The 26,804-nt window shown below is 59.7% G+C and carries 20 protein-coding genes; 9 read left to right on the top strand and 11 right to left on the bottom strand.

Annotation, left to right across the window (positions count from 1 at the left end; genetic code table 11):
- The first annotated feature begins 7 nt into the window (after positions 1 to 7).
- Genes AC5I5B_RS20780 through AC5I5B_RS20770 form a run of 3 tightly spaced genes read left to right on the top strand, consistent with a single transcriptional unit; the run spans position 8 to position 3,126 of the window.
- Complete coding sequence (locus AC5I5B_RS20780) at positions 8 to 1,030, top strand: SIS domain-containing protein (protein ID WP_080866459.1); 1,023 nt, start codon at positions 8 to 10, stop codon at positions 1,028 to 1,030.
- A complete protein-coding gene (gene nagA, locus AC5I5B_RS20775; RefSeq protein WP_099085844.1) occupies positions 1,027 to 2,196 on the top strand; it encodes an N-acetylglucosamine-6-phosphate deacetylase in 1,170 nt (389 codons plus the stop codon). Before AC5I5B_RS20780 ends, nagA begins: the two co-directional genes overlap by 4 nt.
- A 3-nt stretch (positions 2,197 to 2,199) precedes the next feature.
- Positions 2,200 to 3,126, top strand: a complete 927-nt coding sequence (locus tag AC5I5B_RS20770) for an ROK family protein (RefSeq protein WP_003504929.1) — start codon at positions 2,200 to 2,202, stop codon at positions 3,124 to 3,126.
- Positions 3,127 to 3,132: 6 nt separating this feature from the next.
- Here the strand turns inward: AC5I5B_RS20770 and AC5I5B_RS20765 are convergent, their stop codons facing one another.
- The gene (locus AC5I5B_RS20765) at positions 3,133 to 4,386 is read right to left on the bottom strand and encodes an FAD-dependent oxidoreductase (protein ID WP_111834665.1); all 1,254 of its coding nucleotides are present in this window, start codon (positions 4,384 to 4,386) and stop codon (positions 3,133 to 3,135) included.
- 30 nt (positions 4,387 to 4,416) lie between these two features.
- Positions 4,417 to 5,118 (bottom strand): phosphatase PAP2 family protein, encoded by a 702-nt coding sequence (locus AC5I5B_RS20760; protein ID WP_020812884.1) that lies wholly within the window; start codon positions 5,116 to 5,118, stop codon positions 4,417 to 4,419.
- Positions 5,119 to 5,306: 188 nt separating this feature from the next.
- On the opposite strand from AC5I5B_RS20760, the gene dxr reads away from it, so the two are divergent.
- A complete protein-coding gene (gene dxr / locus AC5I5B_RS20755) occupies positions 5,307 to 6,500 on the top strand; it encodes a 1-deoxy-D-xylulose-5-phosphate reductoisomerase (protein ID WP_111793065.1) in 1,194 nt (397 codons plus the stop codon).
- Positions 6,501 to 6,535: 35 nt separating this feature from the next.
- On the opposite strand, the gene hemA is transcribed toward dxr, so the two are convergent.
- Complete coding sequence (gene hemA / locus AC5I5B_RS20750; protein WP_003504938.1) at positions 6,536 to 7,753, bottom strand: 5-aminolevulinate synthase; 1,218 nt, start codon at positions 7,751 to 7,753, stop codon at positions 6,536 to 6,538.
- 372 nt (positions 7,754 to 8,125) lie between these two features.
- Between hemA and AC5I5B_RS20745 the strand changes: the two genes are divergently transcribed.
- The 5 genes from AC5I5B_RS20745 to AC5I5B_RS20725 all read left to right on the top strand — a co-directional run bounded on the left by AC5I5B_RS20745 (position 8,126) and on the right by AC5I5B_RS20725 (position 17,531).
- Positions 8,126 to 8,377 carry a YMGG-like glycine zipper-containing protein gene (locus AC5I5B_RS20745; RefSeq protein WP_003504940.1) on the top strand — a complete coding sequence of 84 codons (252 nt, stop codon included), beginning with the start codon at positions 8,126 to 8,128 and terminating at the stop codon, positions 8,375 to 8,377.
- A 175-nt stretch (positions 8,378 to 8,552) separates the two neighbouring features.
- Positions 8,553 to 10,478, top strand: coding sequence for an autotransporter assembly complex protein TamA (locus tag AC5I5B_RS20740; protein WP_107677573.1), 1,926 nt, complete (start codon positions 8,553 to 8,555; stop codon positions 10,476 to 10,478).
- Between the two features lie 45 nt (positions 10,479 to 10,523).
- A complete protein-coding gene (locus tag AC5I5B_RS20735; RefSeq protein WP_495752789.1) occupies positions 10,524 to 14,684 on the top strand; it encodes a translocation/assembly module TamB domain-containing protein in 4,161 nt (1,386 codons plus the stop codon).
- A gap of 266 nt (positions 14,685 to 14,950) precedes the next feature.
- The gene (locus tag AC5I5B_RS20730; RefSeq protein WP_003504949.1) at positions 14,951 to 15,427 is read left to right on the top strand and encodes a chemotaxis protein CheW; all 477 of its coding nucleotides are present in this window, start codon (positions 14,951 to 14,953) and stop codon (positions 15,425 to 15,427) included.
- A gap of 328 nt (positions 15,428 to 15,755) precedes the next feature.
- A complete protein-coding gene (locus tag AC5I5B_RS20725; protein ID WP_035212813.1) occupies positions 15,756 to 17,531 on the top strand; it encodes a methyl-accepting chemotaxis protein in 1,776 nt (591 codons plus the stop codon).
- 46 nt (positions 17,532 to 17,577) lie between these two features.
- Here the strand turns inward: AC5I5B_RS20725 and fdhD are convergent, their stop codons facing one another.
- From fdhD to AC5I5B_RS20685, 8 genes are all read right to left on the bottom strand, one after another.
- Complete coding sequence (gene fdhD / locus AC5I5B_RS20720; protein WP_080868362.1) at positions 17,578 to 18,393, bottom strand: formate dehydrogenase accessory sulfurtransferase FdhD; 816 nt, start codon at positions 18,391 to 18,393, stop codon at positions 17,578 to 17,580.
- A gap of 354 nt (positions 18,394 to 18,747) precedes the next feature.
- Positions 18,748 to 19,158, bottom strand: coding sequence for a F0F1 ATP synthase subunit epsilon (locus AC5I5B_RS20715; protein WP_003492358.1), 411 nt, complete (start codon positions 19,156 to 19,158; stop codon positions 18,748 to 18,750).
- Between the two features lie 129 nt (positions 19,159 to 19,287).
- Positions 19,288 to 20,742 carry a F0F1 ATP synthase subunit beta gene (gene atpD / locus AC5I5B_RS20710; RefSeq protein ID WP_003504956.1) on the bottom strand — a complete coding sequence of 485 codons (1,455 nt, stop codon included), beginning with the start codon at positions 20,740 to 20,742 and terminating at the stop codon, positions 19,288 to 19,290.
- Between the two features lie 23 nt (positions 20,743 to 20,765).
- Positions 20,766 to 21,644 (bottom strand): F0F1 ATP synthase subunit gamma, encoded by an 879-nt coding sequence (locus AC5I5B_RS20705; RefSeq protein ID WP_003504958.1) that lies wholly within the window; start codon positions 21,642 to 21,644, stop codon positions 20,766 to 20,768.
- Positions 21,645 to 21,674: 30 nt separating this feature from the next.
- A complete protein-coding gene (atpA, locus tag AC5I5B_RS20700; RefSeq protein ID WP_004443771.1) occupies positions 21,675 to 23,204 on the bottom strand; it encodes a F0F1 ATP synthase subunit alpha in 1,530 nt (509 codons plus the stop codon).
- Positions 23,204 to 23,770, bottom strand: a complete 567-nt coding sequence (locus tag AC5I5B_RS20695) for a F0F1 ATP synthase subunit delta (protein WP_026363766.1) — start codon at positions 23,768 to 23,770, stop codon at positions 23,204 to 23,206. Before AC5I5B_RS20695 ends, atpA begins: the two co-directional genes overlap by 1 nt.
- Positions 23,771 to 24,031: 261 nt before the next feature.
- A complete protein-coding gene (locus tag AC5I5B_RS20690) occupies positions 24,032 to 24,418 on the bottom strand; it encodes an AGROH133_08824 family phage infection protein (RefSeq protein WP_003504963.1) in 387 nt (128 codons plus the stop codon).
- Positions 24,419 to 24,497: 79 nt separating this feature from the next.
- On the bottom strand, positions 24,498 to 26,714 hold the full coding sequence (locus tag AC5I5B_RS20685) for a primosomal protein N' (RefSeq protein ID WP_060727392.1): 2,217 nt from the start codon (positions 26,712 to 26,714) through the stop codon (positions 24,498 to 24,500).
- Positions 26,715 to 26,804: the final 90 nt, after the last annotated feature.

Here is a 26,804-nt window from a genome sequence, read left to right as displayed (position 1 = left end):
TGAAACGATGACAACCCTGATGCGCCAGGAAATCGATGAGATTCCCGATGCAGTCGCCCGCCTGCTGGACAATGCCAATGCCGACTTCCGGGAAGCCGGCGCTCACCTGAGGGCCCGTGACCCGGCCGTTATCGTCACCATTGCACGCGGTTCCTCCGACCACGCCGCGCATTTCCTGAAATATGCGATCGAATTGCAGACCGGGCTGCCGGTCGCTTCGCTCGGCCCCTCGCTCGCCTCGATCTACCAGACGAAACTGCGGCTGGACCGGGCGGCGGCCTTCGCCGTCTCGCAATCCGGTAAAAGCCCAGATATCGTCGCTCTGGCGGAAAGCGCCCGTAGGGGTGGCGCGCTTACCTTCTCGCTCGTCAACACCCTGCCCTCCGCGCTCGGCGAAGCGGCAAATCACGCCATCAACATCCAGGCCGGTCCTGAAAAAGCGGTGGCGGCAACCAAATCTTTCGTCAACTCCATCGTCGCTGGCCTCGCGATCCTTGCCGAATGGACGGAAGACAGCCTGCTTGCCAAGGCCGTCAGCGCCCTGCCGCAGAATTTCGCCAAGGCCATCGCGCTCGACTGGAGCCAGATCGGCGAAGCAGTCAAGGGCGAGGAATCGCTTTATATGCTAGGCCGCGGTCCGGCTCTCGCCATTGCCGCGGAAGCCGCCCTGAAATGCAAGGAAACCTGCGAACTCCACGCGGAGGCCTATTCTTCGGCGGAAGTCATGCACGGCCCCGTTTCGCTGGTCGCGCCGAAATTTCCCATCATCGCCTTTGCCGCGCGTGACCGCGCGGAAACCTCCGTGACTGACATAGCGGCCGGTCTCGCCGGCAAGGGCGCAAGCGTTTTCGTCACCTCCGCAAAAGGCAGCCCGGCCAAGCCCTTGCCCTTCGTGGAAACCAATCACCCGCTGACCGACGCCCTGTTGCTGATCGCGCCGTTTTACGGCTTCATCGAGCAATTGTCGCGCGCACGCGGCTTCAATCCGGATGCGCCCGTGGCGTTGAAGAAGGTGACGGAAACCCAATGAGCAGCAAGGCATTTGTCGGCGCCCGCATTTTCGATGGCGCCGGGTGGCACGATGGCAAGGTGCTGGTGACCGGTGACGGCCGTGTTGGCGACATAGCCGACCGCATGTCCGTACCCCCAGACGCCGACATTATCGATGCGGAAGGACTGCTCATTGCGCCGGGCTTCATCGACCTCCAGGTCAATGGCGGCGGCGGCGTGATGTTCAACAATGAGCCGGATGTGGAAGGCATTGCCCGCATCTGCTCGGCCCATGCACAATTCGGCACCACGGCGCTGATGGTCACACTCATCACCGACCGGCCGGACATTACCTCCAGAGCCGCCGAAGCCGGCATCGTCGCCCACAAGGCTGGGGTGCCCGGCTTTCTCGGCCTGCATTTCGAAGGGCCGCATCTTTCCGTCGCACGCAAGGGCACCCATGATCCGGCGCTGATCCGAAAGATGGAAACGGCCGATCTTGCGATTCTGACGGGCTGCAAGGCGAAGCTTCCATTCGTGCTGACAACCATCGCCCCGGAAAACGTAACCGAGGAGCAGGTTACGGCGCTGCGCAAGGCCGGCATCGTCGTCAGTCTCGGCCATACCGATGCGGGCCTCAGCGTGGCGACGGCCTATGCCGAGGCCGGTGCATCCATGGTGACACATCTCTTCAACGCCATGAGCCCGCTCGGCCACCGCGAGCCGGGGCTGGTGGGAGCGGCACTTTCTAACGGGAAGCTGGATTGCGGGCTGATCGCCGACGGTTTCCATGTCGATCCCGCCGCGATCAGCATAGCGCTTCGCGCCAAGAATAGTCCTGGCCGCATTTTCCTCGTTACCGACGCCATGTCCACCATCGGCACGGACGATGACGGTTTTGAACTGAATGGCAGGCGCGTCTATCGCAACGGCGGCCGGCTGACGCTTGAAGACGGCACGCTGGCGGGGGCGGATATCGATATGCTCTCCTGCGTCCGCTTCATGCATGAAAAGCTGGACACACCGCTGGAAGAGGCCTTGAGAATGGCTTCTGCCTATCCCGCCGAGGCGGTCGGCGCCTCCGGCAAAGGTAAACTCCTGCCCGGTTTCGATGCGGATTTCGTCATGCTGACACCCGACCTTCAGATGCATTCGACATGGATATCAGGAGAAAAAATCCACGATGCCGCACGTTCCGGAGCCTGAATCATGATCGTTTGTTTCGATATAGGCGGAACGACCATTAAGGGCGCGATTGCCTACGCTCCCGACGATATTCGCCCCGTGCCGCGCATCCCGACGCCCAAGACCAGTTTTGAAGACTTCGCCGCCGGCCTGAAATCCATCATCGATAATAGCGGCGGCACACCCGCCTGCGTGTCGCTGTCGATTGCCGGCGTCATCGACGCCGACACCGGCAAGGCCACTGTCGCCAATATTCAGAGCATCCATGGCAGGGTATTGAAGGACGAGCTGGAAAAGGCGCTGCACCTTCCCGTCATCGTGTCGAACGATGCGGATTGTTTCGTGATCGCCGAATCGGAAATCGGTTCCGGGCGAGGCCATCGCGTGGTCTTCGGCGTCATCCTCGGAACGGGTGTCGGCGGTGGCCTTGTCATCGACGGCAAGCTCATCAACAGCGACGGCGGTTTCGCCGGCGAATGGGGACACGGGCCGGTGGCCGCGACATTGGCCGGAAACCCGCCGGTTTCACTGCCGCGTTTCGAATGCGGTTGCGGCCTTTCCGGCTGCGTCGACGCAATCGGCAGCGCCCGTGGCATGGAAAAACTGCATTCGCATCTTCACCGGCAGGAGATGACCAGCGAGGACATTATTGCGGCCTGGCAGGCGGGCGATGCGAAGGCCGCGAGAACCATCGATGTCCTCATCGATATTCTCGCCTCGCCTCTGGCGATGGTGATCAACGTTACCGGCGCAACCATCGTGCCGGTCGGCGGCGGACTTTCCAATTCGAAGGCGCTTCTCGCGGCTCTGGACGAGGTGGTCAGGAGCCGCATTCTCAGACGCTTCGATCGCCCTCTGGTCGTGCCCGCCATCTGCCGCATTGAGCCGGGGCTGATCGGTTCCGCCGTTATCGGGCTGAAATATGAGAAAGAAGCCGCCGGCACTGCCTGAGCGGCGTCACACCGTCTCGATCTTTTCCCGGCGGAAACCCAGCCCCACCAGCCGGCCGGTGAGATGGGAAAGAAGCGGAAACCGCATGATGGCCAGCACAAAGGCTGGCGGTCCTTTCGGTTTTTCCGCCTCGGCCCGGCCCTTCTTGCCGCCGATACGCATCATCCGCTGCAGAAATTGCGTGGCCTTGGTCGGGAAGGACCGCCGCTTTTCAATTGCGGCAAGATCGTCGTCGGTAACGGCGCGACCGGATACGAGCACCGGCACCAATATATTCGCCGCCGCAACCGCATCCTGAATGGCCAGATTAATGCCGACACCACCGACAGGCGACATGGCATGGGCCGCGTCACCAATGCAGATCAGGCCCGGTTTCCACCAGCGCTTCAGCCGGTCGATACGGACGGTCAGGAGATGCACATCGTCCCAGTTCTTGAGCTCATCCAGCCTTTCGCGTGGGAAAGGGCAGATTTCCGCAACCCTGTCCCTGAAGGCTTCAATTCCCTGCAGCTTTATGTCCGCGAAAAATCCCTTTCGCACCACGTAACCGCATTGCCAGTAATCGCCCCGGTTGATCATGACGAAACCCTGACGCGAGCCGGCATGCCCCATGGTTTCCGTTGGATCACCGGGCTGTTTCGAAAGACGCAACCACAGCACCTCGGTCGGAATGCCGAAACGCTGCACCTCCAGCCCCGCCGCCTCGCGGACGGTGGAGTTACGGCCATCCGCCCCCACCACCAGATCGGCCTCGATCTCGATGATGCCTTCCGGTGTGCTGACCGTGAGACCACCAACATGCCCGCCACGCTCGATCAGGCCGGTCACCGGCGCATTCATCAGCAATCGGAAATTTTCGTATTGTCCCGCCTTGCCGACGATGAAATTGAGAAAATCCCATTGCGGCATAAAGGCGATGAAGCGGTGGCGGACCGGCAGGCGGGAAAAATCCGCTATCGTGACACGCTCGCCGCCGATGACCGCATTCAGCCTTGGCGCACGCGTATGCGGCAGGCTCAGGAACTCATCGACAAAACCGAGTTGCTCCATCAATTCAAGCGTCGAGGGATGGATGGTGTCGCCACGAAAATCGCGGAGAAAATCCCCGTGTTTCTCGACAACGACGACATCGATACCGCTGCGCGCGAGCAGCAGGCCAAGCATCATGCCCGCCGGCCCGCCGCCGGCCACGGCGACGGACGTGCGGATACGCTGAACGGACCTGCCGTCATTTTCCGGAGCGTTTGTCGCCTCTTCCATCACCTTCCCCCTATGTCCCGCTGAAAGTCTCTATCGTGTATCCGCCGCCGGAAGATTTGCATTTTTCGGCTGCGGCCAGCCCTGCGCGTCAAACCGGAACAGCATTTCGGACCGGGCAAAGATAAAGGCGAAGGCCATGGCCGTCCACATGCCGAGCAACAGCCCGGCGGCGACATCGCTTGGATAATGTGCGCCGACAATGACACGCGAAACACCGATGACAAGGGCAAGCAAAAGAAACGCCCAGCGGAAGCGCGGCATCAACATGGCGAAAACGCCGAAAAACGCCCCGGCGGCTGTCGAATGGCCGGAGGGAAAACTTTCATAGAGATTGTCGCCCGTAAATGGAGTGAGGCTATAGGCGCCCATTTCAAGGAGAAGCTCCGGCCTTGCCCGCCCGATCAGGAATTTCAGCGTATGGACGAGAATGCTCGCCGTTCCGATCGTCAGAAAGAAATAAGCCAGAAGCCGCCATGCCGTCCTCAGCCGTCCATTGTAGGTCTGCGCCGTTAAAACCCGTGCCGCGACATAGGCCAATATCGCCAGAAGGCCGGTGGAATAGAGCATCCAGCTGAAGGTTCCGAAATCGGTAATCGCGCGGTTAAAGGAAACCACCCCACCCGGCAGGGCCTGCGCACTTTCGGAAAGACGCGGATCAAAAGGAATGAAGACCAGGACCAGCACAAGGCTTGCCGCAAAAATCCACCCGCTGGAAACCAGGAAACGTCGCATCAATATCCTCTCATTGTTTTTCTTGCATATGGCTTTGCCCTCCGCAAAAACAATAGCCCGGGCTTTGTCCTTGTTATGGCTGGTTTTCGCGAGTAGAGGCTAATGCATGTTGCCCGAAAGTGCGTAACGATTTCGGGAGAATGACAGGCACCAAGAGGTGCGAACCGGAAACGACCGACGGACTGAAAATGACGGATGCCAGTGAAATGCCACGCAAGCTGACAATATTGGGTTCGACAGGTTCGATCGGCACCAGCACGCTGGATGTGGTCCGTCAGCTGGGTGGCCGCGACGCGTTCGAGATCACGGCGTTGACCGGCGCGGGCAACATTGCTCTCCTTGCGGAACAAGCGCGGGAATTCGGCGCGCGGCTGGCAGTCACGGCTGAAGATGACAAATACGAAGCGCTGAAATCGGCCCTTGCCGGCACCGGCATAGAGGTTGCGGCAGGCAAATCCGGCCTCGAAGAAGCGGCATCGATGGATGCCGGCTGGGTGATGGCGGCGATTGCCGGAACCCCCGGTCTCGCGCCGACGCTGACAGCCGCGCGGCGCGGCGCAGATATAGCCCTCGCCAACAAGGAATGCCTGGTTTCGGCTGGTGATGTTTTTCTGCGCACGGTCAAGCAGGGCGGCGGCAGGCTGATCCCCGTCGACAGCGAGCACAGCGCAATCTTCCAGTGCCTGACGGGCGAACATAAACAGGCCGTGGAGCGCATCGTGCTGACGGCCTCCGGCGGGCCGTTCCGCACCTGGTCGCGCGACGAGATGGCCAATGTCACGGCGGATATCGCCCGCGCCCATCCCAACTGGTCGATGGGGCTGAAGGTCTCCATCGGCAGCGCCTCGATGTTCAACAAGGGGCTGGAAATGATCGAGGCGAAATATCTCTTCGATCTCAGGCCCGATCAGGTGGAGGTGATCGTCCACCCGCAGTCGATCATCCATTCGATGGTGGGTTATACCGATGGTTCCTATATCGCCCAACTCGGCTCTCCCGACATGCGCACCGCTATTTCTTATGCCCTCACCTATCCGCAACGCGGCAATCTGAATGTCGAGCGGCTGGATTTCGCAAAACTGGCGCGGCTCGATTTCGAAGCGCCGGATGAAGCCCGTTTCCCGGCGATCCGTCTGGCCCGCACGGCGCTGGAGCGCGGCGGCTTGCAGGGCGCAGCCCTAAATGCCGCCGAAGAGACCGCCTTTCACGCCTTCGTCGCGGGCGGCATCGGTTTTCTCGATATGGCCGAGATCGTCGAAACGGTCATGGACCGCATGCATGACGGCCGATCTGCCGCGACCATCGAAGACGTCTTCGCAGCGGATGAGGAAGCCCGTCGTCACGCCCGTGAATTGATCGCCACAAAAGAAAAGGCCGCGTAAACGCGGCCCGGTCTTCTTTTATCTTAACTGCGGCCTCACGCCACCGCACGCGCCAGTGCACAATGTGACCAGAGCTGGTGCAGCGCGCCGACGAGATGCTCGATGTCGGCATCGCTATGCAGCGGCGTCGGGGTAATGCGCAGGCGCTCGGTCTTGCGCGGCACAGTCGGATAGTTGATCGGCTGCACGTAAACGCCGTGACTGTCGAGCAGGATATCCGAAATCCATTTACACTTGGCGGCATCACCCACCATGACAGGCACGATGTGGCTGGGATTGTCCATATGCGGAATGCCGCGTGCATCGAGAAGACCGCGCAGCTTGCGCACCCGGTCCTGATGGCGGGCGCGCTCGAAGGGGCTTGCCTTCAGATGCTGGATCGAAGCGATCGCGCCGGCGGCAAGCGACGGCGGCAGGGCCGTCGTGAAGATGAAGCCGGAGGCGAAAGAACGGATGAAGTCGCAGACCGCCGTGGACCCGGTAATATAGCCGCCCATAACGCCGAAGGCCTTGCCGAGCGTTCCTTCGATGATCGTCAGGCGATCCATGAGACCTTCGCGCTCGGCAATGCCGCCGCCGCGCGGGCCATACATGCCGACGGCATGAACTTCATCGAGATAGGTCATGGCGCCATAACGGTCGGCCAGATCGCAGATTTCCTTGATCGGCGCGATATCGCCATCCATGGAATAAACGGATTCGAAAGCGATCAGCTTCGGCGCGTTCGGATCGGCAGCCTTGAGCTTGGCTTCGAGATCTTCGAGATCGTTGTGTTTCCAGATCACCCGCTCGCAACGGCCATAACGGATGCCTTCGATCATCGATGCATGGTTGAGCGCATCCGAGAAAATGATCAGGCCCGGAATTTTCTGACCGAGCGTGCCGAGTGTGGCCCAGTTGGACACATAACCCGAGGTGAAGATCAGCGCCGATTCCTTGCCATGGAGGTCGGCAAGTTCCTGTTCAAGCAGGACGTGATAATGGTTGGTACCAGAAATATTCCGGGTGCCTCCCGCACCCGCGCCACAGTGATCGATAGCGGCTTTCATGGCTTCGATGACTTTCGGGTTCTGGCCCATGCCCAGATAGTCGTTGGAGCACCAGACGGTTACGTCCTTGCGTTCGCCATTGGCGTTGTACCGTGTCGCGCGGGGAAAATTGCCCTGCTGGCGTTCGATATCCGCAAAAACGCGATAGCGTCCCTCAGAATGCAGGCTTTGCAGTTCCGTTGTGAAAAATGCCTCGAAGTCCATGCCATGCTCCAGAATTGACCAGATCGTTTTTCTGCCTCGACACCGGGACCGTCAACCCTTGCGAGCTGCTTTAACCACGTCTGCGTCAATTCGCCGTTGTTTTGAACCATTCCAATAAACCGTTTATAGACGCTGATGAAAAGTACAAAATTGATTCACATCAAAAAACCGCGAGATTTGGAACCTTTTTCGCACCGCGCCGTTGTCTGGCACACAATCGATTTACGCTCGCAGGAATGCCTGGAAGATGAGGCTTCCCTAAACGACATCGAATTGTTAGTTATCTGTGGCGGTCGGAGGTAGCAGTCGCCGCAGATAAATATGGGACGCCTACCGAGCCGAAGAGCTCATTGTAACGTTGGAGAGAGTTTCATGAAAAAGGCAATCATATTTGCGCTCGTCGGCCTGTCGCTTGCAAGCTGCACGCAGACGGAAAAGGGCGCTTCGATCGGTGCCGTTTCCGGCGCTGTTATTGGTGGAGCCATCACGGGTAATGTTCGCGGCGCGGCAGTTGGCGCAGCGATCGGCGGTGTCGGCGGTGCTTTGATCGGCAATGCTTCCGAGCCGGGCTATTGCTATTATCGCGACCAGTACGGTCAGCGTTACACGGCACGTTGCCGCTAATCGCTTCGCGAAATACCGTTGCACAGAAGCCCCGGTCATCCGGGGCTTTTTGCGTTATGGCGGGCAAAAGACAGGGCGGAGGGTCCTCAAAGCCGTTTATTTATGATTAAATTGCAATGTTAACGGACAGGAAACGGGTTAGGGCGACAATAAAGGCTCAACCATAAAGCAGCTTATGCGAAGAACACGAACTAACCCGAAGACAGGTATTGCGTATCGGAAAGCCGGCACCGCTCTCGCGGTTGCTGTGACGTTCGCCCTGTATCCGGCGTTTACCCGTGACGCGTTCGCCTTCAAACTGTTCGGCATGCGCCTCTGGGGTTCGGAAGAACCGGAGGTCGAGGTTATCAATCCGGTCAAATACGCCGTCACGCTTGATGCCCAGGACGCCGACAAATCCCTGAAAGACAGCCTGGAAAACAGCTCGCTTCTCCTGGCGGACAAGGAAAAACCGGCCTCAGGCGATCTTGGCCTTCTGATAAAGGCAAGAGACGACAGGGACAGGCTGATTGCGGCGCTTTATGAAAACGCCCGTTATGGCGGCATCGTCAAGGTCACCGTCGCCGGCAAGGATGTGGATAGCCTGCCGCCAAATCCGGTGTTCGATCATTCCGCTCCGGTGCCCGTGGTGATCACGGTAACGCCCGGCCCGGTCTTCAAACTTGGCAATGTCAGGCTTGAAGGCGATGTGACCGGCCGCAACCTTGAGGAATATGGCCTGACGACCGGGGGCGACGCCGGTTCTCTGGCCATCATCCGCGCCAGCAACAAGCTGATCGATGATCTGAAGGCCGAAGGCCGGCCGCTTGCGAAGCTGACGAAACGAGAGGCTGTCGCCAACCACGCGACGAACACGGTCGATATCACCATGGGGGCCGAAGGCGGTCCCGTGGCGCCCCTTGGCACGGTGACGGTAACAGGTGAAAAAACCGTCGATGGCGATTTCATCCGCCGTTATTCGCGCCTCAATGGCGGCGAGCCCTATTCGCCGGAAAAATTGCGCAAGGCCGCCGACCGGCTGCGCCAGCTGGGCGTCTTTTCCAGCCTGACGATCAAGGAAGCGGGAACGCTGGCGCGCGACGGCACCATTCCGCTCACCATCGAGGTTTCTGAAGGCAAACACCGCTATTTCGGCGTCGGCGCACAATACTCCACCACGGAAGGCATCGGCCTTCAGGGTTATTGGGGCCACCGGAACCTGTTCGGACAGGCAGAATCGCTGCGTATCGAAGGTTCTGTCTCGCGCATCGCCGAAGCATCGAGCGTCGAAGGCATGGATTATTCGGCGGGTATTACTTTCACCAAGCCCGGCATGTTCAATCCGCGCACCACCTTCAAGACCAGCCTGATTGCCAAGACCGAACACCCCGATACATACGACGCCAAGACAGTGACGGGCACAGCCGGTTTCGCCTACGAGCTGAACGACACTGACACTGCGGCAGCCGGTCTCGAGGTGCAATGGGCCGATACCGAAGACGCATTCGGCAAGAACGAATACCTCACCACCTCCATACCGCTGGAATTCGTTCGTGATACACGCGACGACAAGCTCAACCCCACCGAAGGCTTCCGCGCATCGCTGGCCGCCAAGCCTAGCTATGAAGCGCTGAACGGCACCTTCTTTTCCTCTTTTGAAGGCTCCATCTCGGGCTACAAAGGGATTGGCGCCGAAGACCGGCTGATCATGGCCGGAAAGCTTTCCGGCGGCGTGCTCGTCGGCGGCAGCGATCTGCAGGACATTCCCACCACAAGGCGCTTTTATGCGGGTGGCGGCGGATCGGTGCGTGGCTATAGCTATCAGGAAATATCGCCGTATAATGCCGCTGGCGACGCAACGGGCGGCCGTTCTTATGTGGTCGGCTCCATCGAAGCCCGCATCAAGGTCACCGATACAATCGGCATCGTGCCCTTCATCGATGCGGGTGTTGTTTCGGATGAAGTGACACCCGATTTTTCCGATATCCGGGCTGGCGCCGGTATCGGCCTGCGTTACGCGACGCCCTTCGGGCCTCTGCGTCTCGATGTCGCCATGCCGCTTGAAAAATACGATGGTGGCAACAGTTTCGGCATTTATGCTGGCATCGGCCAGTCTTTTTAAACGCCGCAGTCGAACACCCTTGCAACAGAGTGTAGATTACCCTTTATGAAAATGTTGATTCGATTGCTGAAATGGCTGGGCTACGCTGCTTTGTTCGGCGTGGTGTTGGTGCTGCTCGCGGTTCTGTTCGTCGGTCTTACGCCGATGGGCGCAAGGATCGCCGCAACGCAGATTTCATCACTCGTTTCCACGCCCGATCAGGTGATCGAGATTTCTCCCCCGAGCGGCCTTTTGACCGGTCGCCTGCGGCTTGACAATGTCACCCTTTCAGACCGGCAGGGCCCCTATGCCCGCGTGAACCAGATCGCCGTCGACTGGTCGCCGCTTTCGTTGCTTGCCGGTACCTTCCACGCCGACCGCGTCTCGGCCGGATCGATCGATGTCGAGCGTAAACCGCTTGCGTCAGAGCAGACGCCGACCAAGAGCTCCAGCAATTCCTCGCTGCCGATCGAAGTCGCCGTCGACAATTTCAGCTTTCCCGATATCAGCCTTGGGCAATCACTTCTCGGCCGCCCTTTCGACCTGACCGCTGAAGGCAGCCTCAAGGCCGCCCGGGACGACATCAGGCTGTCGCTCACGGCCCACCGGCTGAATGCGCCGGATGCGGAGGTTAACGCCGACGTTGCTTTCCTTCCGAATGAGAACGTCCTGAAGCTGAAAGCGGAGATGAAGGAGCCCGAGGGCGGGCTTCTCGCCACGCTGCTTTCGCTTCCCGGCACACCTGCGGTGGCGATAGACCTCAATGGTGAAGGCCCGCTTTCAGACTGGACGGGCACCCTGCGCGGCAATGTCGCCGGTAACCCCGTCGTCAATGTGACCGGTCGCCACCTTCTTGGCGATGATGGCACACGCCGTATCGAAATTACGGGCGGTGGCCAGCCGGACCTGATTCTGCCCCCGGCCTTCCGCCAGCTTTTTGCCGGCGAGACGAAGCTCGATGCAAATGCAACCCTTTCGCCGCAGGGCCGCATCGAAATCGGTAGCAGCACGCTGGAGACCGGCACGTTGCTGCTGACGGCATCAGGCTCCGTCGATCCGAACGGTGAAAATGATCTTGCCGCCAATCTCATCGGCACCGCCGGCCCCGTGGATTTTCGCTGGCCGCTGGAGAATGGCGAGGTTCAGGCTCTCATCAACGGCCTCGATCTTTCCCTCAAGGGTGGAGCGGAGGCCGCGCATCTCAACACGACCGTATCGCTGCGCAGCCTTTCCCTGCCGCAAGGCCGGCTTGACGATGTCAAGCTGACGGCCGAAAGCGCCGATCTCAACGTCGCCAACCGCAGTGGCACGATCGCGACGGTCCTGTCCGTGGCGCAATCGTCCTTCGTCAGCCCGGATATCGACCGGCTGGTGCGTGCGCCACTCACCATCAAGGCCCCGCTCCGCCTCACCTCTTCCGCCATCGGTTTCGACGGCGCGACGCTGGAAAGCGCCAGTGTCGGCGGCACGCTGAACGGCAGTTTCGATCTCGCCGGCAATCGCCTCACCTCCGGCATTCAGCTCTTCGCACTGCCCGCTACCCTTCCACCGGCGCTCGCGGAAAAGTTCGATACGACTATCGCCCTCCAGGGCGATATCGACCTGACGATCGGTGGACGCACCAGCGTTGAAAACCTTATCGTCAAATCGGGAACGATCGAAGCCACGGGCAATGTCAGCCTCGAAAACGAGGCATTGAGCGCCAGCTTGACGGGTAAATTTCCGGCGCTCGAGAAACTGACGCCGCAGGCAAAGGGCGTCGCCGATTTTGCAATCGAGGCCAGCGGCGCGCTTGCCGCACCGGATTTCAACGTCACCCTGAGTTCCGAAAGCGCCATCCTTGCCGGGCGAACGCTGGAAGCGCTGAAGGTCAATGCAACAGGCAAGGCCGACCCGGCTGCGCCTCAGGCAAAAATCACCGCCAGCGGCAGTCTCGACCGGCAGAAGATCGACGCCAATGCCGATGTAGTGCAGACCGAAAACGGCACGGCGATGCCCGAGCTGCACGTGGCGGTGGGCCGGAATATCCTGAATGGGCAGCTGCAATTCTCGCAGCAGTTCCTGCCATCGGGCAGTCTTTCCTTCAATTTCCCCGACCTTGCGCTGCTCGCCGCACTCGCCGCGCAGCAGGCGGATGGCGATATCGCCGGCGACATCGCCCTGAGCAACGCCAATGGCCGGATCGCCGCGACGATAAAGGCCAATGGCGGCAGCATCCGCCAGGGCACAACAACGATCTCCAAGCTCGCCGCCGATATTTCCATCGATGACCTTCAGGCTCTCGCCATCAATGGCAAGGTCAGCGCCGATAGCGTCAATGCCGGCGCCGCCGCGATATCAGGCCTGAATGCCACCATCGGACATTCCGGCACAACGACGCAGTTTGAAGTCAACGGCCGTTACGACAACGCGCCGCTGGTGGTAAAGGGCAGCGCTGAGACCGGCGGATCGCCGATGACGGTGCGCGTCGATGCTTTTTCCGCCGCCCCCAAGGGCATTGCAGTACGACTTGAAAAACCAAGCACCATCGCCATCCAGAACGGCACGGCCCGCATCTCAGATCTGACCATCATCACGGGTGAAGGGCGCGTTGAGGTCAACGGCAGCGCCGGGTCGACGCTCGACATCAATGCCGATATCCGTTCGCTGCCCGCCAGTCTCGCAAATGCCTTCGCCACCGGGCTGGATGCGGCAGGCAGTATCTCCGGCACGGTGAGCGCCAAGGGTGCTGCGTCGAATCCGGCAGTCGATTACAATCTGAACTGGACAAATGCCGAGATTGCGCAGACACGCGTGGCGGGGCTCGCCGCCCTCGGCATCAAGGCGAATGGCCGTTTTGCCGGCGGCACCTTGCAGATCGACACCAATGTGTCCGGCCAGGGCGGCATGTCGCTTTCCGGCGGCGGCTCGCTCGGCATCGCCGGCAATCGTCCGCTTTCCATGGCATTTTCCGGCAGGCTGCCCTTCTCCGCCGTCGCGGCGCAAACCGCAGCGCAGGGTCTCGATGTGGATGGCACCGCCGCCATCGATGTGAAGATTTCCGGCAGCGCTTCCGCGCCTATCGTGACCGGCAGCATCACCACATATGGTACGCGCCTGACCGACGTGCGCAGGAACCTGACCATCAACGATCTCGGCGCCACCATCACCTTCGACCGCGACCGCGCCGTCATTTCCCGATTGATGGGCAAGCTGGCGGGCGGTGGAACGATCTCGGGAACCGGCAGCGTCGGCATATCAGGCGGTTCGGGTTTCCCCGCCGATATATCGATCACGCTTAATCGCGCCGGTTATAATGACGGCACGCTGGTGACGACGGTGGTAAGCGGCACGCTGACGCTGAAAGGCCCGCTGCTGAATTCCCCCGTGCTGGGTGGCAATCTGACGCTGGACAGAAGCGCCATCACCATTCCGGAAAAGCTTCCGGCCTCGCTGACGGAGATCGATGTCAAGCACAAGAACGCCCCACCAAAGGTGCGCGCGCAGGCCAAAGCGCTCGGGGCTGACCAAGGCGGAAGCGGCAGCTCGTCCACCATCAATCTCGATCTGCAGGTGAATGCACCAAGCGGTATCTTCGTGCGCGGCCGCGGCATCGATGCGGAACTCACGGGTAATCTGACGATCCGTGGCACGGCAGCCGTTCCCGTCATTTCCGGTGGCTTTGAAATGCGCCGTGGCCGGCTCGAAATCCTCACTCGCCGCCTCGATTTCACGACAGGCAATATCAGTTTTGGTGGCGGCCTCGTTCCGGTCCTCGATATGAAGGCGGACTCGACGGTCGGCTCAACGACTATCACCGTGTCCGTTTCCGGCACTGCCAACGATCCGACCTTTGCTTTCTCCTCGGCGCCCGCCCTGCCGCAGGACGAGGTGATGGCACAGTTGATCTTCGGCCAGTCCATGTCGAAACTCTCGGCTCTGCAGATCGCGAGGCTCGCCGATGCCGCCGCCCAGCTGGCAGGCGGACGCTCCACCTCGCTGTTCGACAAGCTCAGAAGCAATCTCGGCGTCGACGATCTCGATATTTCGACCGACTCCGAGGGGCAGGCCCGCGTTTCCGCCGGTAAATATCTGAACGAAAGAACCTATCTCGAACTGCAGCAAAGCGGCGAGTCCGGCGCAAAAGCCATCATCAACCTCGATGTCGGGCGGGGCGTGAAATTGCGCGGGGAAGCGGGCGGCGATGGCGAAGGCGCAGCCGGCATATTTTACGAGAAGGAATATTAGTATTTCCAGTAAAAGTGCGTAGCGGTTTTACGTCCGGACAATGCGTAAAATCAAAGAGAGTATTTTCGCAATTCGAAGAAAAGCGAAAACACTCCAGAGCCGCTTCGCATTTAGGTTTGCGAAACCATCTCATGCTACGAATCTTCCATTGAAGACGGAAATATTGTTTTCCGGCTGTTCAGGCACCAGGCAGAACGCCAAATCCGCATATGCAAGTGTCGGTGCACTTGCGCCGGCCTCCACAGCGAGCATTGGGAAGAATTCTGATGGCAATGATTAACTCTACCAATTTTGGCGGTGAGACGCTCGAAATCATCGCGTTCCGCCTGCATGATCAGGAATTCTGCGTGAAGACGACGACCATCCGCGAAATTCGCGGCTGGGCGCCTTCGACGCCTATTCCCCACGCGCCGAAAGACGTTATCGGCGTCATGAACCTGCGCGGCTCTGTCATCCCGATCATCGATCTGGCCCACAAGCTCGGCATGAAAAGCACCGTCGCCAATGAGAGAAGCGCCATCGTGGTGGCGGAAGTGCACAACATGGTCATCGGCATGCTGGTCGATCGCGTTTCTGACATTCTGACGATCCCGGCAAACCAGGTTCAGCCGGTTCCGGAGATCTCGGCCTCCTTCGACAAGTCGTATTCGGAAGGCATCATTGCCAACGAACACGGCATGATCTGCTTCCTGAACCTCGCAAAAATGTTCAAGGGAACCGAAGCGGAAGACCTCGCCGCCTAATCAGGCCTTTTCCGCTGGCCTTGCCAGACGAAAACTATCAATCAATCCAGACCGCCGGAGCACCCGCCCGGCGGTTTTGTTTTTCCTTTTCGCTGTTTTATTAAATAAGAACATTTTAATATTATAGATATCTAATATTAAAAGCCATAGATCATTATCGCGCCGGCACGACTATCACGCGGGCCGATACCTGACCAAGGCGAAGAGACAAAAGTGCCTGCATTGCTGCCTTCGGCGGCAAAACCTGTTCGTTATTCAACATGATACGACGTGGACCGCATGTCCTGTGCGGCTCGCCGCGCCGTGGGCTGATTTTGGGGGACGTGGAATGCTGGGGTTAGGAAAAAGCGCAGATAACAAAAATATGCTCGACGCCATATCGAGATCACAGGCGGTCATAGAATTCGATCTCAAAGGTAACATTCTCACTGCAAATAAGAATTTCTGCGCGGCGCTGGGTTATGATCTCGCCGAGATCGTCGGCAAGCATCATCGCATCTTCTGCGACGGCGAACTCGCCGCATCGCGGGCCTATCAGGAATTCTGGGCCTCTCTCGCCCGTGGCGAGTTCCAGGCCAAGGAATATCGCCGTATCCGCAAGGACGGCTCCGTTATCTGGATCGAGGCCTCTTACAACCCGGTTTTCCGTTCGGGCAAACCCTATAAGGTCGTGAAGATCGCCACCGACATCACCGCCAAGAAGATCAAGGCTGTAGACGATGCCGGCAAGCTGGAGGCGCTCTCCCGTTCCCAGGCAACCATCGAGTTTTTGCCCGATGGCACCATCATCACCGCCAATCCGAATTTCTGCGCCACGGTGAATTACGACGTCAAGGAAATCGAGGGCAGGCACCACCGTATGTTCTGCGATCCGGCCTATGCCGCCTCGCCTGCCTATGGCAATTTCTGGCCGCGACTGGCGGCGGGGGAATTCATCTCGGATGAATTTGTTCGCTATGGAAAGAACGGCAAGGAAATATGGATCCAGGCCGCCTATAATCCGGTGCTGGACGAAGCCGGCAAGGTGGTGAAAGTGGTGAAATTCGCCACGGACGTCACGCCGCGCATGAGCGCCATCAGCGTGCTTGCCGATGCCCTGCGGGCACTGGCCGAGGGTGATCTTGTGCAGCGCCTCGACAACAGCTTCGTGCCCAGCATGGAAAAGCTGCGTGCGGACTTCAACGAGGTCGTCGCCAAGCTGCAGACCACCATGCAGACCATTGCCCACAATGCCTCGACAATCGCCTCCGGCTCAGGCGAAATCCGCATAGCCGCCGATCAACTCTCGCAACGCACCGAACAGCAGGCGGCCTCGCTGGAAGAAACCGCAGCCGCACTGGAGGAAATCACCACCACCGTGTCCGATGCCAGCCAGCGCGCCGGCGAGGCCGGCAAACTGGTGCTGCGAACGAGAGAACATGCCGAACATTCCGGCGACATCGTCCAGCAGGCAATTTCCGCCATGGACGCGATTTCTCGGTCCTCGGGTGAAATCACCAACATCATCGGCGTCATTGACGACATTGCTTTCCAGACCAATCTTCTGGCCCTGAATGCGGGCGTCGAAGCTGCCCGGGCCGGGGAAGCGGGCAAGGGTTTCGCCGTTGTGGCACAGGAGGTCCGGGAACTCGCCCAACGGTCCGCCGTTGCGGCCAAGGAAATCAAATCCCTCATCAACACCTCTCGCGAGCAGGTCGCCAATGGCGTGGATCTGGTTGGCAGAACCGGCGGCGCCCTGCGGGATATCCAGTCACAGATGAGCGAGATCGACACCAATGTCTCGGCCATCGTTGAAGCTTCGCGCGAACAGGCGAATGGTCTGCGGGAAATCAATCAGGCCGTCAACGTCATGGATCAGGCCACCCAGAAAAACGCCGCCATGGTGGAGGAAACCACTGCCGCCAGCCACGGCCTCGCCACCGAGGCGGAAAATCTGCACGAGTTGCTGCGGCAGTTCAGAATATCACACGAAGCATCAGCATCACCCGCCCGCCCGGCGGACAAAAAGCCTGCCGTCGTCACCAGACTTCCCGCGCCGCAGCCTCGATATGCCGCCGCGCCAAGGTCTCACGGAAACGCAGCAGCGGAATGGGCGGAATTCTAGGCCCGTTCAGAAGCCGGAAGGTCGCCGGGAAACGGCGGCCTCAACGTTATAGAATGATACGATCCGCCCGGGTGAAGATTTCAAAATCCTCACCCCGCACCAGCGCCACAAGCGTGATACCCGAGCTCTCAGCCGTTTCAATGGCGAGCGCGGTGGGCGCGGAGATCGCTGCCAGAATGGGGCAGCCAAGGATGGCCGTCTTCTGGACCATTTCCACCGACAGGCGGCTCGTGACCACCACAATGCCCGCATCGGGAGATAGGTTCGCGTTGATAACCGCACCTGCGAGCTTGTCGAGTGCATTATGGCGGCCGACATCTTCTCGGGCGGCAAGCAGCCCTCCTTGAGGATTGTAAAAACCCGCGCCGTGCACTGCCCTCGTTTCGCGGTTGAGGCTTTGCGCCCCGTTCAGCGCTTTCACCGCCGCAACGATGTCATTGCCATCAACGGAGACTTCCGCGCCGCTCAGATCCGGTACCACGCGGACTGCCTGTTCAATGGATTCGATGCCACAAAGACCGCATCCGACCGGGCCCGCCATATGCCGTCGTCTTGCCCTCAGCGCATCGGCGTTGGCATCCTGCAAATCCACCTGAACATCGAAACCCTGCCCGGCCTCAATCACTTCAATGGAACGGATTTCCGCCCTGGTGGATATGATGCCCTCCGTGAGACTGAAACCGATTGCGAAATCGACAAGATCGGCGGGGCTGGCCATCATCACGGCATGGGTGCTGCCGCCATAAGAAAAGGCAACCGGCACCTCCTCGGGCACCGCCCGCTCGCCCTCGACTATGGCCCCTTCCCGCAGAGCGGTTCTTGCGACCCTTCGGTAACTTGCCTCTGCCGACACGCTGATCACTCCTCCATGACGAAAATCTGCCTCGTCTCGCTAAGGATCCCAAAGCAGCACTTCTTCCGGCCACCACATTTAACCTATAGCCACGAAAATCGGAATCGGTTTCCGAGTGCATCTATTGAAGGCGCTTTACTATCCCTGCTTTACCCATTGTCTGCCCGTGAATCGCCGGCGTAATTCGCTAGCAACATTCCGAAGCCCGAGCCGAGCTGACGGACGGGCTCATGCGCGGAAACGGGAATTTTTCGCTTGGATAAAGTGGCAGACACTAGCCCAAAACAAAAAAGCGACCGAAACGGCCGCTTTCTGTTTTGAATTTTTTGTGGGCAGTCATTCTTTCGAACCCGCCCGGTGCTTTCAAGCAGCGACGAGAACCTCATGCAGGTTCGTCAGTTCGTAAAGGTGCTTTTCAAGCTTGGTCAGATGCTCGTGGTGATGATTGCCCTCTTCGATTTCGGCCTTGGCCGCATCGATACGCTTCTGCAGCGTGTCGGGAGACATGTCATCGGCCGAAACTGCGGATTCGGCGAGAAGCGTGCAGCCGGTCGGCAGAATATCGGCAAAACCACCGAAAACCACGTATTTATGGGTCTCACCGGAAGCGAACTTCACCGTTACCAGACCCGGCTTGATCGTGGTCATCGTCGGCGCGTGATTGGCCAGAACGGTCATTTCACCCAGCGTAGCCGGGATGACGACTTCCGTAACCGTTTCGGAAACGAGCAGACGCTCCGGGGAAACGAGATCGAATTTGAAACTGTCAGCCATGGCTATTCACTTCTTTTCAATTACGCGGGCGTCACGGACTTGTCTTTTCCAACGTAGGCAAAGCCGTTCCGGTTTCGCCACCATTGTCGGCAAGGCGCGCGGTAGAACCACGCGCCCGCCAATTCATGATCAGGCAGCCTCGGCAGCCAGCTTCTTCGCCTTTTCGATGGCTTCTTCCATCGAACCGACCATGTAGAAGGCAGCTTCCGGCAGGTTGTCGTATTCGCCGTTGACCAGGCCCTTGAAGCCCTTGATCGTGTCTTCGAGCGCGACGAGCTTGCCCGGCGAGCCGGTGAAGACTTCAGCGACGAAGAACGGCTGCGACAGGAAGCGCTCGATCTTGCGGGCGCGGGCAACCGTCAGCTTGTCTTCTTCCGAAAGTTCGTCCATGCCGAGGATGGCGATGATATCCTGAAGAGACTTGTAGCGCTGCAGGGTCGACTGAACCTTACGGGCAACCTCGTAGTGTTCTTCACCGACAATCATCGGGTCGAGCATACGCGAGGTGGAGTCGAGCGGGTCAACAGCCGGGTAAATACCCTTTTCAGCGATCGAACGCGACAGAACCGTCGTTGCGTCAAGGTGCGCGAACGAGGTGGCCGGAGCCGGGTCGGTCAAGTCGTCGGCGGGAACGTAAATCGCCTGAACCGAGGTGATCGAACCCTTGTTCGTGGTGGTGATGCGTTCCTGCATCTGGCCCATGTCCGTGGCGAGCGTCGGCTGATAGCCCACGGCCGAAGGAATACGGCCGAGCAGAGCCGACACTTCCGAACCAGCCTGCGTGAAGCGGAAGATGTTGTCCACGAAGAACAGAACGTCCTGGCCTTCGTCACGGAAGTTTTCAGCGATCGTCAGACCGGTCAGAGCGACGCGGGCGCGGGCACCCGGCGGTTCGTTCATCTGGCCGTAAACGAGCGCAGCCTTGGAACCTTCACCGCCGCCAAGCTTGTTGACGTTGGACTCGATCATTTCGTGGTAGAGGTCGTTACCTTCGCGGGTACGCTCACCCACGCCGGCGAATACCGAGTAACCGCCGTGCGCCTTGGCGACGTTGTTGATCAGTTCCATGATGAGAACCGTCTTGCCAACGCCGGCGCCGCCGAACAGGCCGATCTTGCCGCCCTTGGCGTAAGGAGCCAGAAGGTCGACGACCTTGATGCCGGTGACGAGGATCTGTGCTTCGGTCGACTGCTCGACGTAAGACGGCGCATCCTGGTGGATGGCGCGCTTCTTGGCCGTAACGATCGGGCCTGCTTCGTCAACCGGCTCGCCGATGACGTTCATGATGCGGCCGAGCGTTTCCGGACCGACCGGAACCTCGATCGGAGCGCCCGTGTTGCTGACCGGCTGACCGCGGACGAGACCTTCGGTCGAGTCCATGGCGATCGTGCGGACGACGTTTTCGCCGAGATGCTGCGCGACTTCCAGAACGAGGCGGTTGCCGTTGTTCTCGGTTTCGAGCGCGTTCAGGATCGGAGGCAGTTCGCCTTCGAACGCCACGTCGACAACAGCGCCGATAACCTGGGTAACCTTGCCCGCGCCGTTCACCGCTGCGGTTTTCTTGGGGGTAGCTGCCTTAGCCATTATCCTTACCCTCTTTCCTTACCTCAGAGCGCTTCCGCGCCCGAAATGATTTCAATGAGTTCCTTGGTGATCTGAGCCTGACGCTGACGGTTGTAGGAAAGCGTCAGCTTGTTGATCATCTCACCGGCATTGCGCGTTGCATTGTCCATCGCGCTCATCTTGGCGCCCATTTCACCGGCAACGTTTTCGAGCAGAGCCCGGAAAACCTGAACCGAAATGTTGCGCGGAATAAGGTCTTCCAGAATAGAAGCCGCATCCGGCTCATATTCGTAGACGGCGCTCTGCGTCGCGGCATCCTCTTCCACAACAGGCGTTGCGGCGGGAATAAGCTGCAGGCCGGTCGGGATCTGGCTGATGACGGACTTGAATTCCGAATAGATCAGCGTGCAGACATCGAACTCACCCGCGTTGAAGAGCGAGATCACCTTCTTGGCGATCTGGTCGGCGTTTTCAAAACCGACCTTCTTCACTTCGCGCAGTTCGATGCGCTCGATGATGTTGGCTGCAAATTCGCGGCGAAGGCTGTCGTAACCCTTCTTGCCGACCGTGATGATCTTGACCGTCTTGCCTTCCGAAATCAGCTTGCGGGCGTGATCGCGGGCAAAACGGGCGATTTGCGAGTTGAAACCGCCGCAAAGACCACGTTCAGCCGTGCAGACGACGAGCAGGTGCACGTCGTCCTTGCCGGTGCCGGTCATCAGCGCCGGAGCAACGTCCGCCTCGACCGCCTTGGCGATGTTGGCAAGAACGGCGCTCATGCGCTGAGAATAAGGCCGGGCGGCCTCCGCAGCTTCCTGGGCGCGCCGAAGCTTCGCCGCGGCGACCATTTTCATCGCCTTGGTAATCTTCTGCGTCGCCTTTACGGAGGCAATGCGGTTTTTCAGATCCTTTAGTGAAGGCATCCGTTATCCGTCCGAGTAAAAGAGCCCTGATTACGAGAAAGACTTGGCGAAGCTATCAAGAGCGCCCTTAAGCTTGCCCTTGGTATCGTCGCTGATAGCCTTTTCCGTGCGGATGGTGTCGAGGATCGCCTTGCCTTCCGACCGGAGGTAGGAGAGCAGACCCTGCTCGAACTTGCCGACCTGCGCGACCGGAACCTTGTCGAGGTAACCGTTGACGCCGGCGAAGATCACCGCAACCTGTTCTTCCGTCTTGAGCGGAGAGAACTGCGGCTGCTTCAGAAGCTCGGTCAGGCGGGCGCCGCGGTTGAGCAGGCGCTGCGTGGAAGCGTCGAGGTCCGAACCGAACTGGGCGAAGGCGGCCATTTCGCGATACTGGGCAAGTTCACCCTTGATCGAGCCGGCAACCTGCTTCATCGCCTTGATCTGGGCGGCGGAGCCAACGCGCGAAACCGACAGACCGACGTTAACGGCCGGACGAATGCCCTGATAGAACAGGTCGGTTTCAAGGAAGATCTGGCCGTCGGTGATCGAGATCACGTTGGTCGGAATGAAGGCCGAAACGTCGTTACCCTGGGTTTCGATAACAGGCAGAGCCGTCAGCGAACCTGCGCCCATTTCGTCGGAGAGCTTTGCAGCGCGCTCGAGAAGACGGGAGTGAAGGTAGAAAACGTCGCCCGGATAAGCTTCGCGGCCCGGAGGACGACGCAGCAGAAGCGACATCTGACGATAGGCAACAGCCTGCTTGGAAAGGTCGTCGTAACCGATGAGAGCGTGCTTGCCGTTGTCACGGAAGTACTCGCCCATGGCGCAACCGGCAAACGGAGCAAGGTACTGCATCGGAGCCGGATCGGAAGCGGTCGCAGCAACGATGATCGAATACTGCAGTGCGCCGCGCTCTTCCAGAACCTTCACGAACTGGGCAACAGTCGAACGCTTCTGACCGATAGCAACGTAGACGCAATAAAGCTTGTCGCCGTCAGGACCATTGTCGTGAATGGCCTTCTGGTTCAGGATCGTGTCGAGAATGATCGCAGTCTTGCCGGTCTGGCGGTCGCCGATGACGAGCTCGCGCTGGCCGCGGCCAACCGGGATGAGCGCGTCGATAGCCTTGAGGCCGGTCGACATCGGCTCATGGACCGACTTGCGCGGAATGATGCCGGGAGCCTTGACGTCCACGCGCGAACGCTTGGCGGCATTGATCGGGCCCTTGCCGTCGATCGGGTTACCGAGCGCGTCAACGACGCGGCCGAGCAGTTCCGGGCCGACGGGAACGTCAACGATAGCGCCAGTCCGCTTTACGGTGTCGCCTTCCTTGATGTCACGGTCCGAACCGAAGATAACCACACCGACATTGTCGGCTTCGAGGTTGAGCGCCATGCCGCGAATGCCGCCGGGAAACTCGACCATTTCGCCGGCCTGAACATTGTCGAGGCCATAGACGCGGGCGATACCGTCACCGACGGACAGCACCTGACCGACTTCGGAGACTTCCGCCTCGTTGCCGAAATTTTTGATTTGATCTTTCAGAATTGCGGAAATTTCCGCGGCGCGGATATCCATCAGCCAACCTCTTTCAGTGCAAGCTTAAGGGTGGAAAGTTTGGTGCGAAGAGACGTATCGATCTGGCGAGAGCCGACCTTGACGATCAGGCCGCCGAGGATCGACGGGTCGACGGTAACGGAAATCGTCACATCCTTGCCGGTAACGCTCTTCAGCGCCGCTTTCAGTTCAGTTTCCTGCGCCTCGTCGAGCGCATGTGCCGAGGTAACCTCGGCGGTGATTTCGCCGCGGTGGGCGGCAGCGATGGTGCGGTAGGCGCGGATCATGCCGGGAACGGCAAAGAGACGGCGGTTATTCGCAACAACCTTGAGGAAATTCAGAGCGAGACCGGAGATACCGGCCTTTTCGCAGATCGCGGTGATTGCCTTGAACTGATCCTCGGCGGAAAACACCGGGCTCGCAACCAGACGCTTCAAATCGTCGCTTTCGTCGAGAAGTGCGCCAAACTTGTCCAGTTCGGCCTGAACCGCTTCGACCGCACCCGCTTCCAAAGCAAGCTCGAAAAGCGACGACGCATACCTTTCCGCTACACCGGATGTTCCCTGGGAGGTCTCTGCCACGGGCACTTTTTCCCTGCTAATCGTCCAAGACCATCAGCGATGGGGCTCCACCGCATCAAATTCTTGAAATCGTTTCAATTTCCCCGAAAAAGACCGGAATTCCCCCCTGCCTTTTCCCAATTTCGCGGTCCGTCTAGCATAGGACGCCGGGACTCGCAACACGCGTAATAGCGGAAAGCGCCGTTTGGGCAAGGGGGAATGCGTTTAAATTTTCCGATTTCGCTCAGGATGCGGCTCTGGTGCGGCACAAAAGCCAAAAAGCCCGCCTCAGACCAGCCCGAAGACGTAGCTCAACGCGAGTGCGGACAGCAGAAAGTGTACAACCAGAAGTAAGAAATTCCGCATGGTTGCGCCACCATCTGACAGTATGGAGAGAATGCCGCCGAACACGCTGAGGCCGAATGCCGCACCAAAGGCGAGATAGACCATGGGCTGCGCCAGAAGCAGGGCGGCGGCACCCAGACCGAGATAGAACCCCGCGAGCGACGAACGCACGAGCGCATAACCGTCCCTGCGCTCACCGGCCGGCTGCAGACCGAAGGCACGCAGCGTAATGCCCGGCGCAAACATGAAAAAAAGGCCCATCACGGCCGATACTACCGCCGCGCCAAAGGCCAGCTGCTCGCCGAACTCGGCGGGAAAATAAAACTCCATCTCGTTCCCCAAATCATTTTGATTGCCTGCTGCGTTATGACACGGTCATGACAGCGGGAAAACGCCTCGTCGGCGAAGTTCAAAGGAAACTTTGCGGATCGATATCGAGCTGCACATGCACGCTGCCCCGCTCCTTCGGACCATTGGCCAGCAATGTACGAAGAAAAGACTGCATGTCGGAATTGCGCCGCCCGTGCACCAGGAGGCGGAAACGGTGGCGGCCGCGGATGAGCGCGAGCGGCGCTTCCGCCGGGCCGAGCAGCATGATGCCGGTAACCTGGGGGGCCGCGGCCCTCAAGCCACGTGCATGGGTTTCCGCTTCCCCGCGCGTATCGGCGGAAACGATGATCGAGGCAAGGCGCCCGAACGGCGGCAGAACAGCCTTTTCCCGCTCCACGATCTCCCGTTCGTAGAAGGCCGAGGCATCGCCAGAAACGATGGCCTGCATGACGGGATGCTGCGGTTGATAGGTCTGCAACAGGCCGTGGCTTTTCAAACCCGTACGTCCGGCGCGGCCGGTGACCTGTGAAAGCAGCTGGAAGGTTCGCTCCGCCGCACGCGGATCGCCATTGGCAAGGCCAAGATCGGCGTCGACAATGCCGACGAGCGTCATAAGGGGAAAGTTGTGCCCCTTGGCGACGAGCTGCGTGCCGATGACAATATCCGCCTCGCCCTTGACGATGGCCTCCAGCTCCAGACGCAACCTCTTGACGCCCATGAGATCGGACGAGAGCACGATTGTGCGAGCCTCGGGGAAATGTTTCTCCACCTCCTCGGCAATGCGCTCCACGCCGGGACCGCAGGCCACCAGATGATCGAAGGTGCCGCATTCCGGGCAATGATCGGGCGTCGGCTCGCTATGGCCGCACTGGTGGCACTGCAATTGATTGCGGAAGCGGTGCTCCACCAGCCAGCTGGAACATTGCGGGCACTGGAAACGGTGGCCGCAGACGCGGCAGAGCGTCAGCGGCGCATAACCACGGCGATTGAGGAACAGCAACGCCTGCTCGCCCTTTTCGATCGTCTTGCCGATACCACGCAGCAGGACGGGTGAGAGAAACCCTCCCCTTTCCGGCGGATGGCGGCGCATATCGACAAGATGCAGGTCCGGCATCGCCGCATCGCCGAAACGCGTATGCAGGTGAATGGTGTTATAACGTCCCGAACTGCCGTTGACCTGACTTTCCACCGAAGGCGTGGCCGAGACCAGCACGACCGGGAACTCGGCGATCCGCGCCCTGACGACGGCCATATCGCGTGCATTATAAAAGACGCGGTCTTCCTGCTTGTAGGCCGGGTCGTGCTCTTCATCGACAATGATGAGACCGAGATTGTCGAAAGGCAGGAAAAGCGCCGAACGCGCACCGGCCACCACCTTCACTTCACCAGTGACGGCCTGCCGCCAGACCTTTTCACGCATGCGCGGTGACAGGTCCGAATGCCATTCCGCCGGTTTTGCGCCGAAGCGGTCCTGAAAACGCTCGAGAAAGGCTGCCGTCAGAGCAATTTCCGGCAACAGGATAAGAACCTGCTTGCCTTGCTTCAGCGTCTCGGCCACCGCCTCGAAATAGACCTCGGTCTTGCCTGAACCGGTCACGCCATCGATGAGCGAGACGTGAAAACCACCCTTGCGCACATCTTCAAGTATCTCCGAAGCGGCCTGTTTCTGCGGGCCTTCCAGGCGCGGCTCCACATAATCAGGGTCGGGCTCGGCGACGACAGGCGGCGCCGGCAGAAAAACCGTCTCGAACACGCCCTGTTTCACAAGACCATCGATGACACTGGTCGAGACGCCGGCGGCATGGGCAAGCCCGCTCTTCGTCCATCCGTGCCCTTCGGCTGCCAGCTCCATCGCCCGCTCGCGGGCGGGGGTAAGGCGCTCCGGCCTGCCTTCGGTCAGCCGCAGCCCCTCGATCATCGGTTCGGGATCGAAAGCGGCGGGCGCACGCAGCGCCATACGTGCCACAAGACCGGGCGGAGAAAGCGTGTAGGCGGCAACCCAATCGATGAAGCGGCGCATCTCCGCCTTCAGCGGCGGGCATTCAAAACTCTTGGTGATGGGCCGCAGCTTCTTCGGATCGACACCCTTTTCGCCGGCATCGTCCCACACCACACCGAAGACTTGCCGGGGACCAAGCGGCACCTGAACGACGGAACCGGTTTCCACCACCATATCTTCAGGCACGGCGTAGCTGTAGGGCCCGGGCGCCGGCATGGGCACAAGAACGGGCACCGTGCGCGTGGGCGACGGCGGGTCGAACAGAGCCCCAAACAGATCGGACGAATCTTTTGCCATGATGTGGCGACCATGCCCCGGCGACAGGAAAAAGGAAACCGCCCGGATGTAGTGGGCACGCCTTGCAAAGTCCACCTCTTAACCAAATGC

The organism is Agrobacterium sp. (genome assembly GCF_059499945.1).
Note: the sequence above shows the minus strand (reverse complement) of the source record. Positions and strands in the feature narration are given on the sequence as shown.

Coding starts and splice junctions, on each gene's coding strand:
- AC5I5B_RS20765 (WP_111834665.1), bottom strand. CDS start 4,386: ATGGAAGAGGCGACAAACGCTCCGGAAAATGACGGCAGGTCCGTTCAG.
- hemA (WP_003504938.1), bottom strand. CDS start 7,753: ATGGACTTCGAGGCATTTTTCACAACGGAACTGCAAAGCCTGCATTCT.
- AC5I5B_RS20735 (WP_495752789.1), top strand. CDS start 10,524: ATGAAAATGTTGATTCGATTGCTGAAATGGCTGGGCTACGCTGCTTTG.
- AC5I5B_RS20690 (WP_003504963.1), bottom strand. CDS start 24,418: ATGGAGTTTTATTTTCCCGCCGAGTTCGGCGAGCAGCTGGCCTTTGGC.
- AC5I5B_RS20745 (WP_003504940.1), top strand. CDS start 8,126: ATGAAAAAGGCAATCATATTTGCGCTCGTCGGCCTGTCGCTTGCAAGC.
- AC5I5B_RS20715 (WP_003492358.1), bottom strand. CDS start 19,158: ATGGCTGACAGTTTCAAATTCGATCTCGTTTCCCCGGAGCGTCTGCTC.
- AC5I5B_RS20740 (WP_107677573.1), top strand. CDS start 8,553: ATGCGAAGAACACGAACTAACCCGAAGACAGGTATTGCGTATCGGAAA.
- AC5I5B_RS20685 (WP_060727392.1), bottom strand. CDS start 26,714: ATGGCAAAAGATTCGTCCGATCTGTTTGGGGCTCTGTTCGACCCGCCG.
- AC5I5B_RS20730 (WP_003504949.1), top strand. CDS start 14,951: ATGGCAATGATTAACTCTACCAATTTTGGCGGTGAGACGCTCGAAATC.
- AC5I5B_RS20780 (WP_080866459.1), top strand. CDS start 8: ATGACAACCCTGATGCGCCAGGAAATCGATGAGATTCCCGATGCAGTC.
- nagA (WP_099085844.1), top strand. CDS start 1,027: ATGAGCAGCAAGGCATTTGTCGGCGCCCGCATTTTCGATGGCGCCGGG.
- AC5I5B_RS20705 (WP_003504958.1), bottom strand. CDS start 21,644: ATGCCTTCACTAAAGGATCTGAAAAACCGCATTGCCTCCGTAAAGGCG.
- atpA (WP_004443771.1), bottom strand. CDS start 23,204: ATGGATATCCGCGCCGCGGAAATTTCCGCAATTCTGAAAGATCAAATC.
- atpD (WP_003504956.1), bottom strand. CDS start 20,742: ATGGCTAAGGCAGCTACCCCCAAGAAAACCGCAGCGGTGAACGGCGCG.
- AC5I5B_RS20770 (WP_003504929.1), top strand. CDS start 2,200: ATGATCGTTTGTTTCGATATAGGCGGAACGACCATTAAGGGCGCGATT.
- AC5I5B_RS20725 (WP_035212813.1), top strand. CDS start 15,756: ATGCTGGGGTTAGGAAAAAGCGCAGATAACAAAAATATGCTCGACGCC.
- dxr (WP_111793065.1), top strand. CDS start 5,307: ATGACGGATGCCAGTGAAATGCCACGCAAGCTGACAATATTGGGTTCG.
- AC5I5B_RS20760 (WP_020812884.1), bottom strand. CDS start 5,118: ATGCGACGTTTCCTGGTTTCCAGCGGGTGGATTTTTGCGGCAAGCCTT.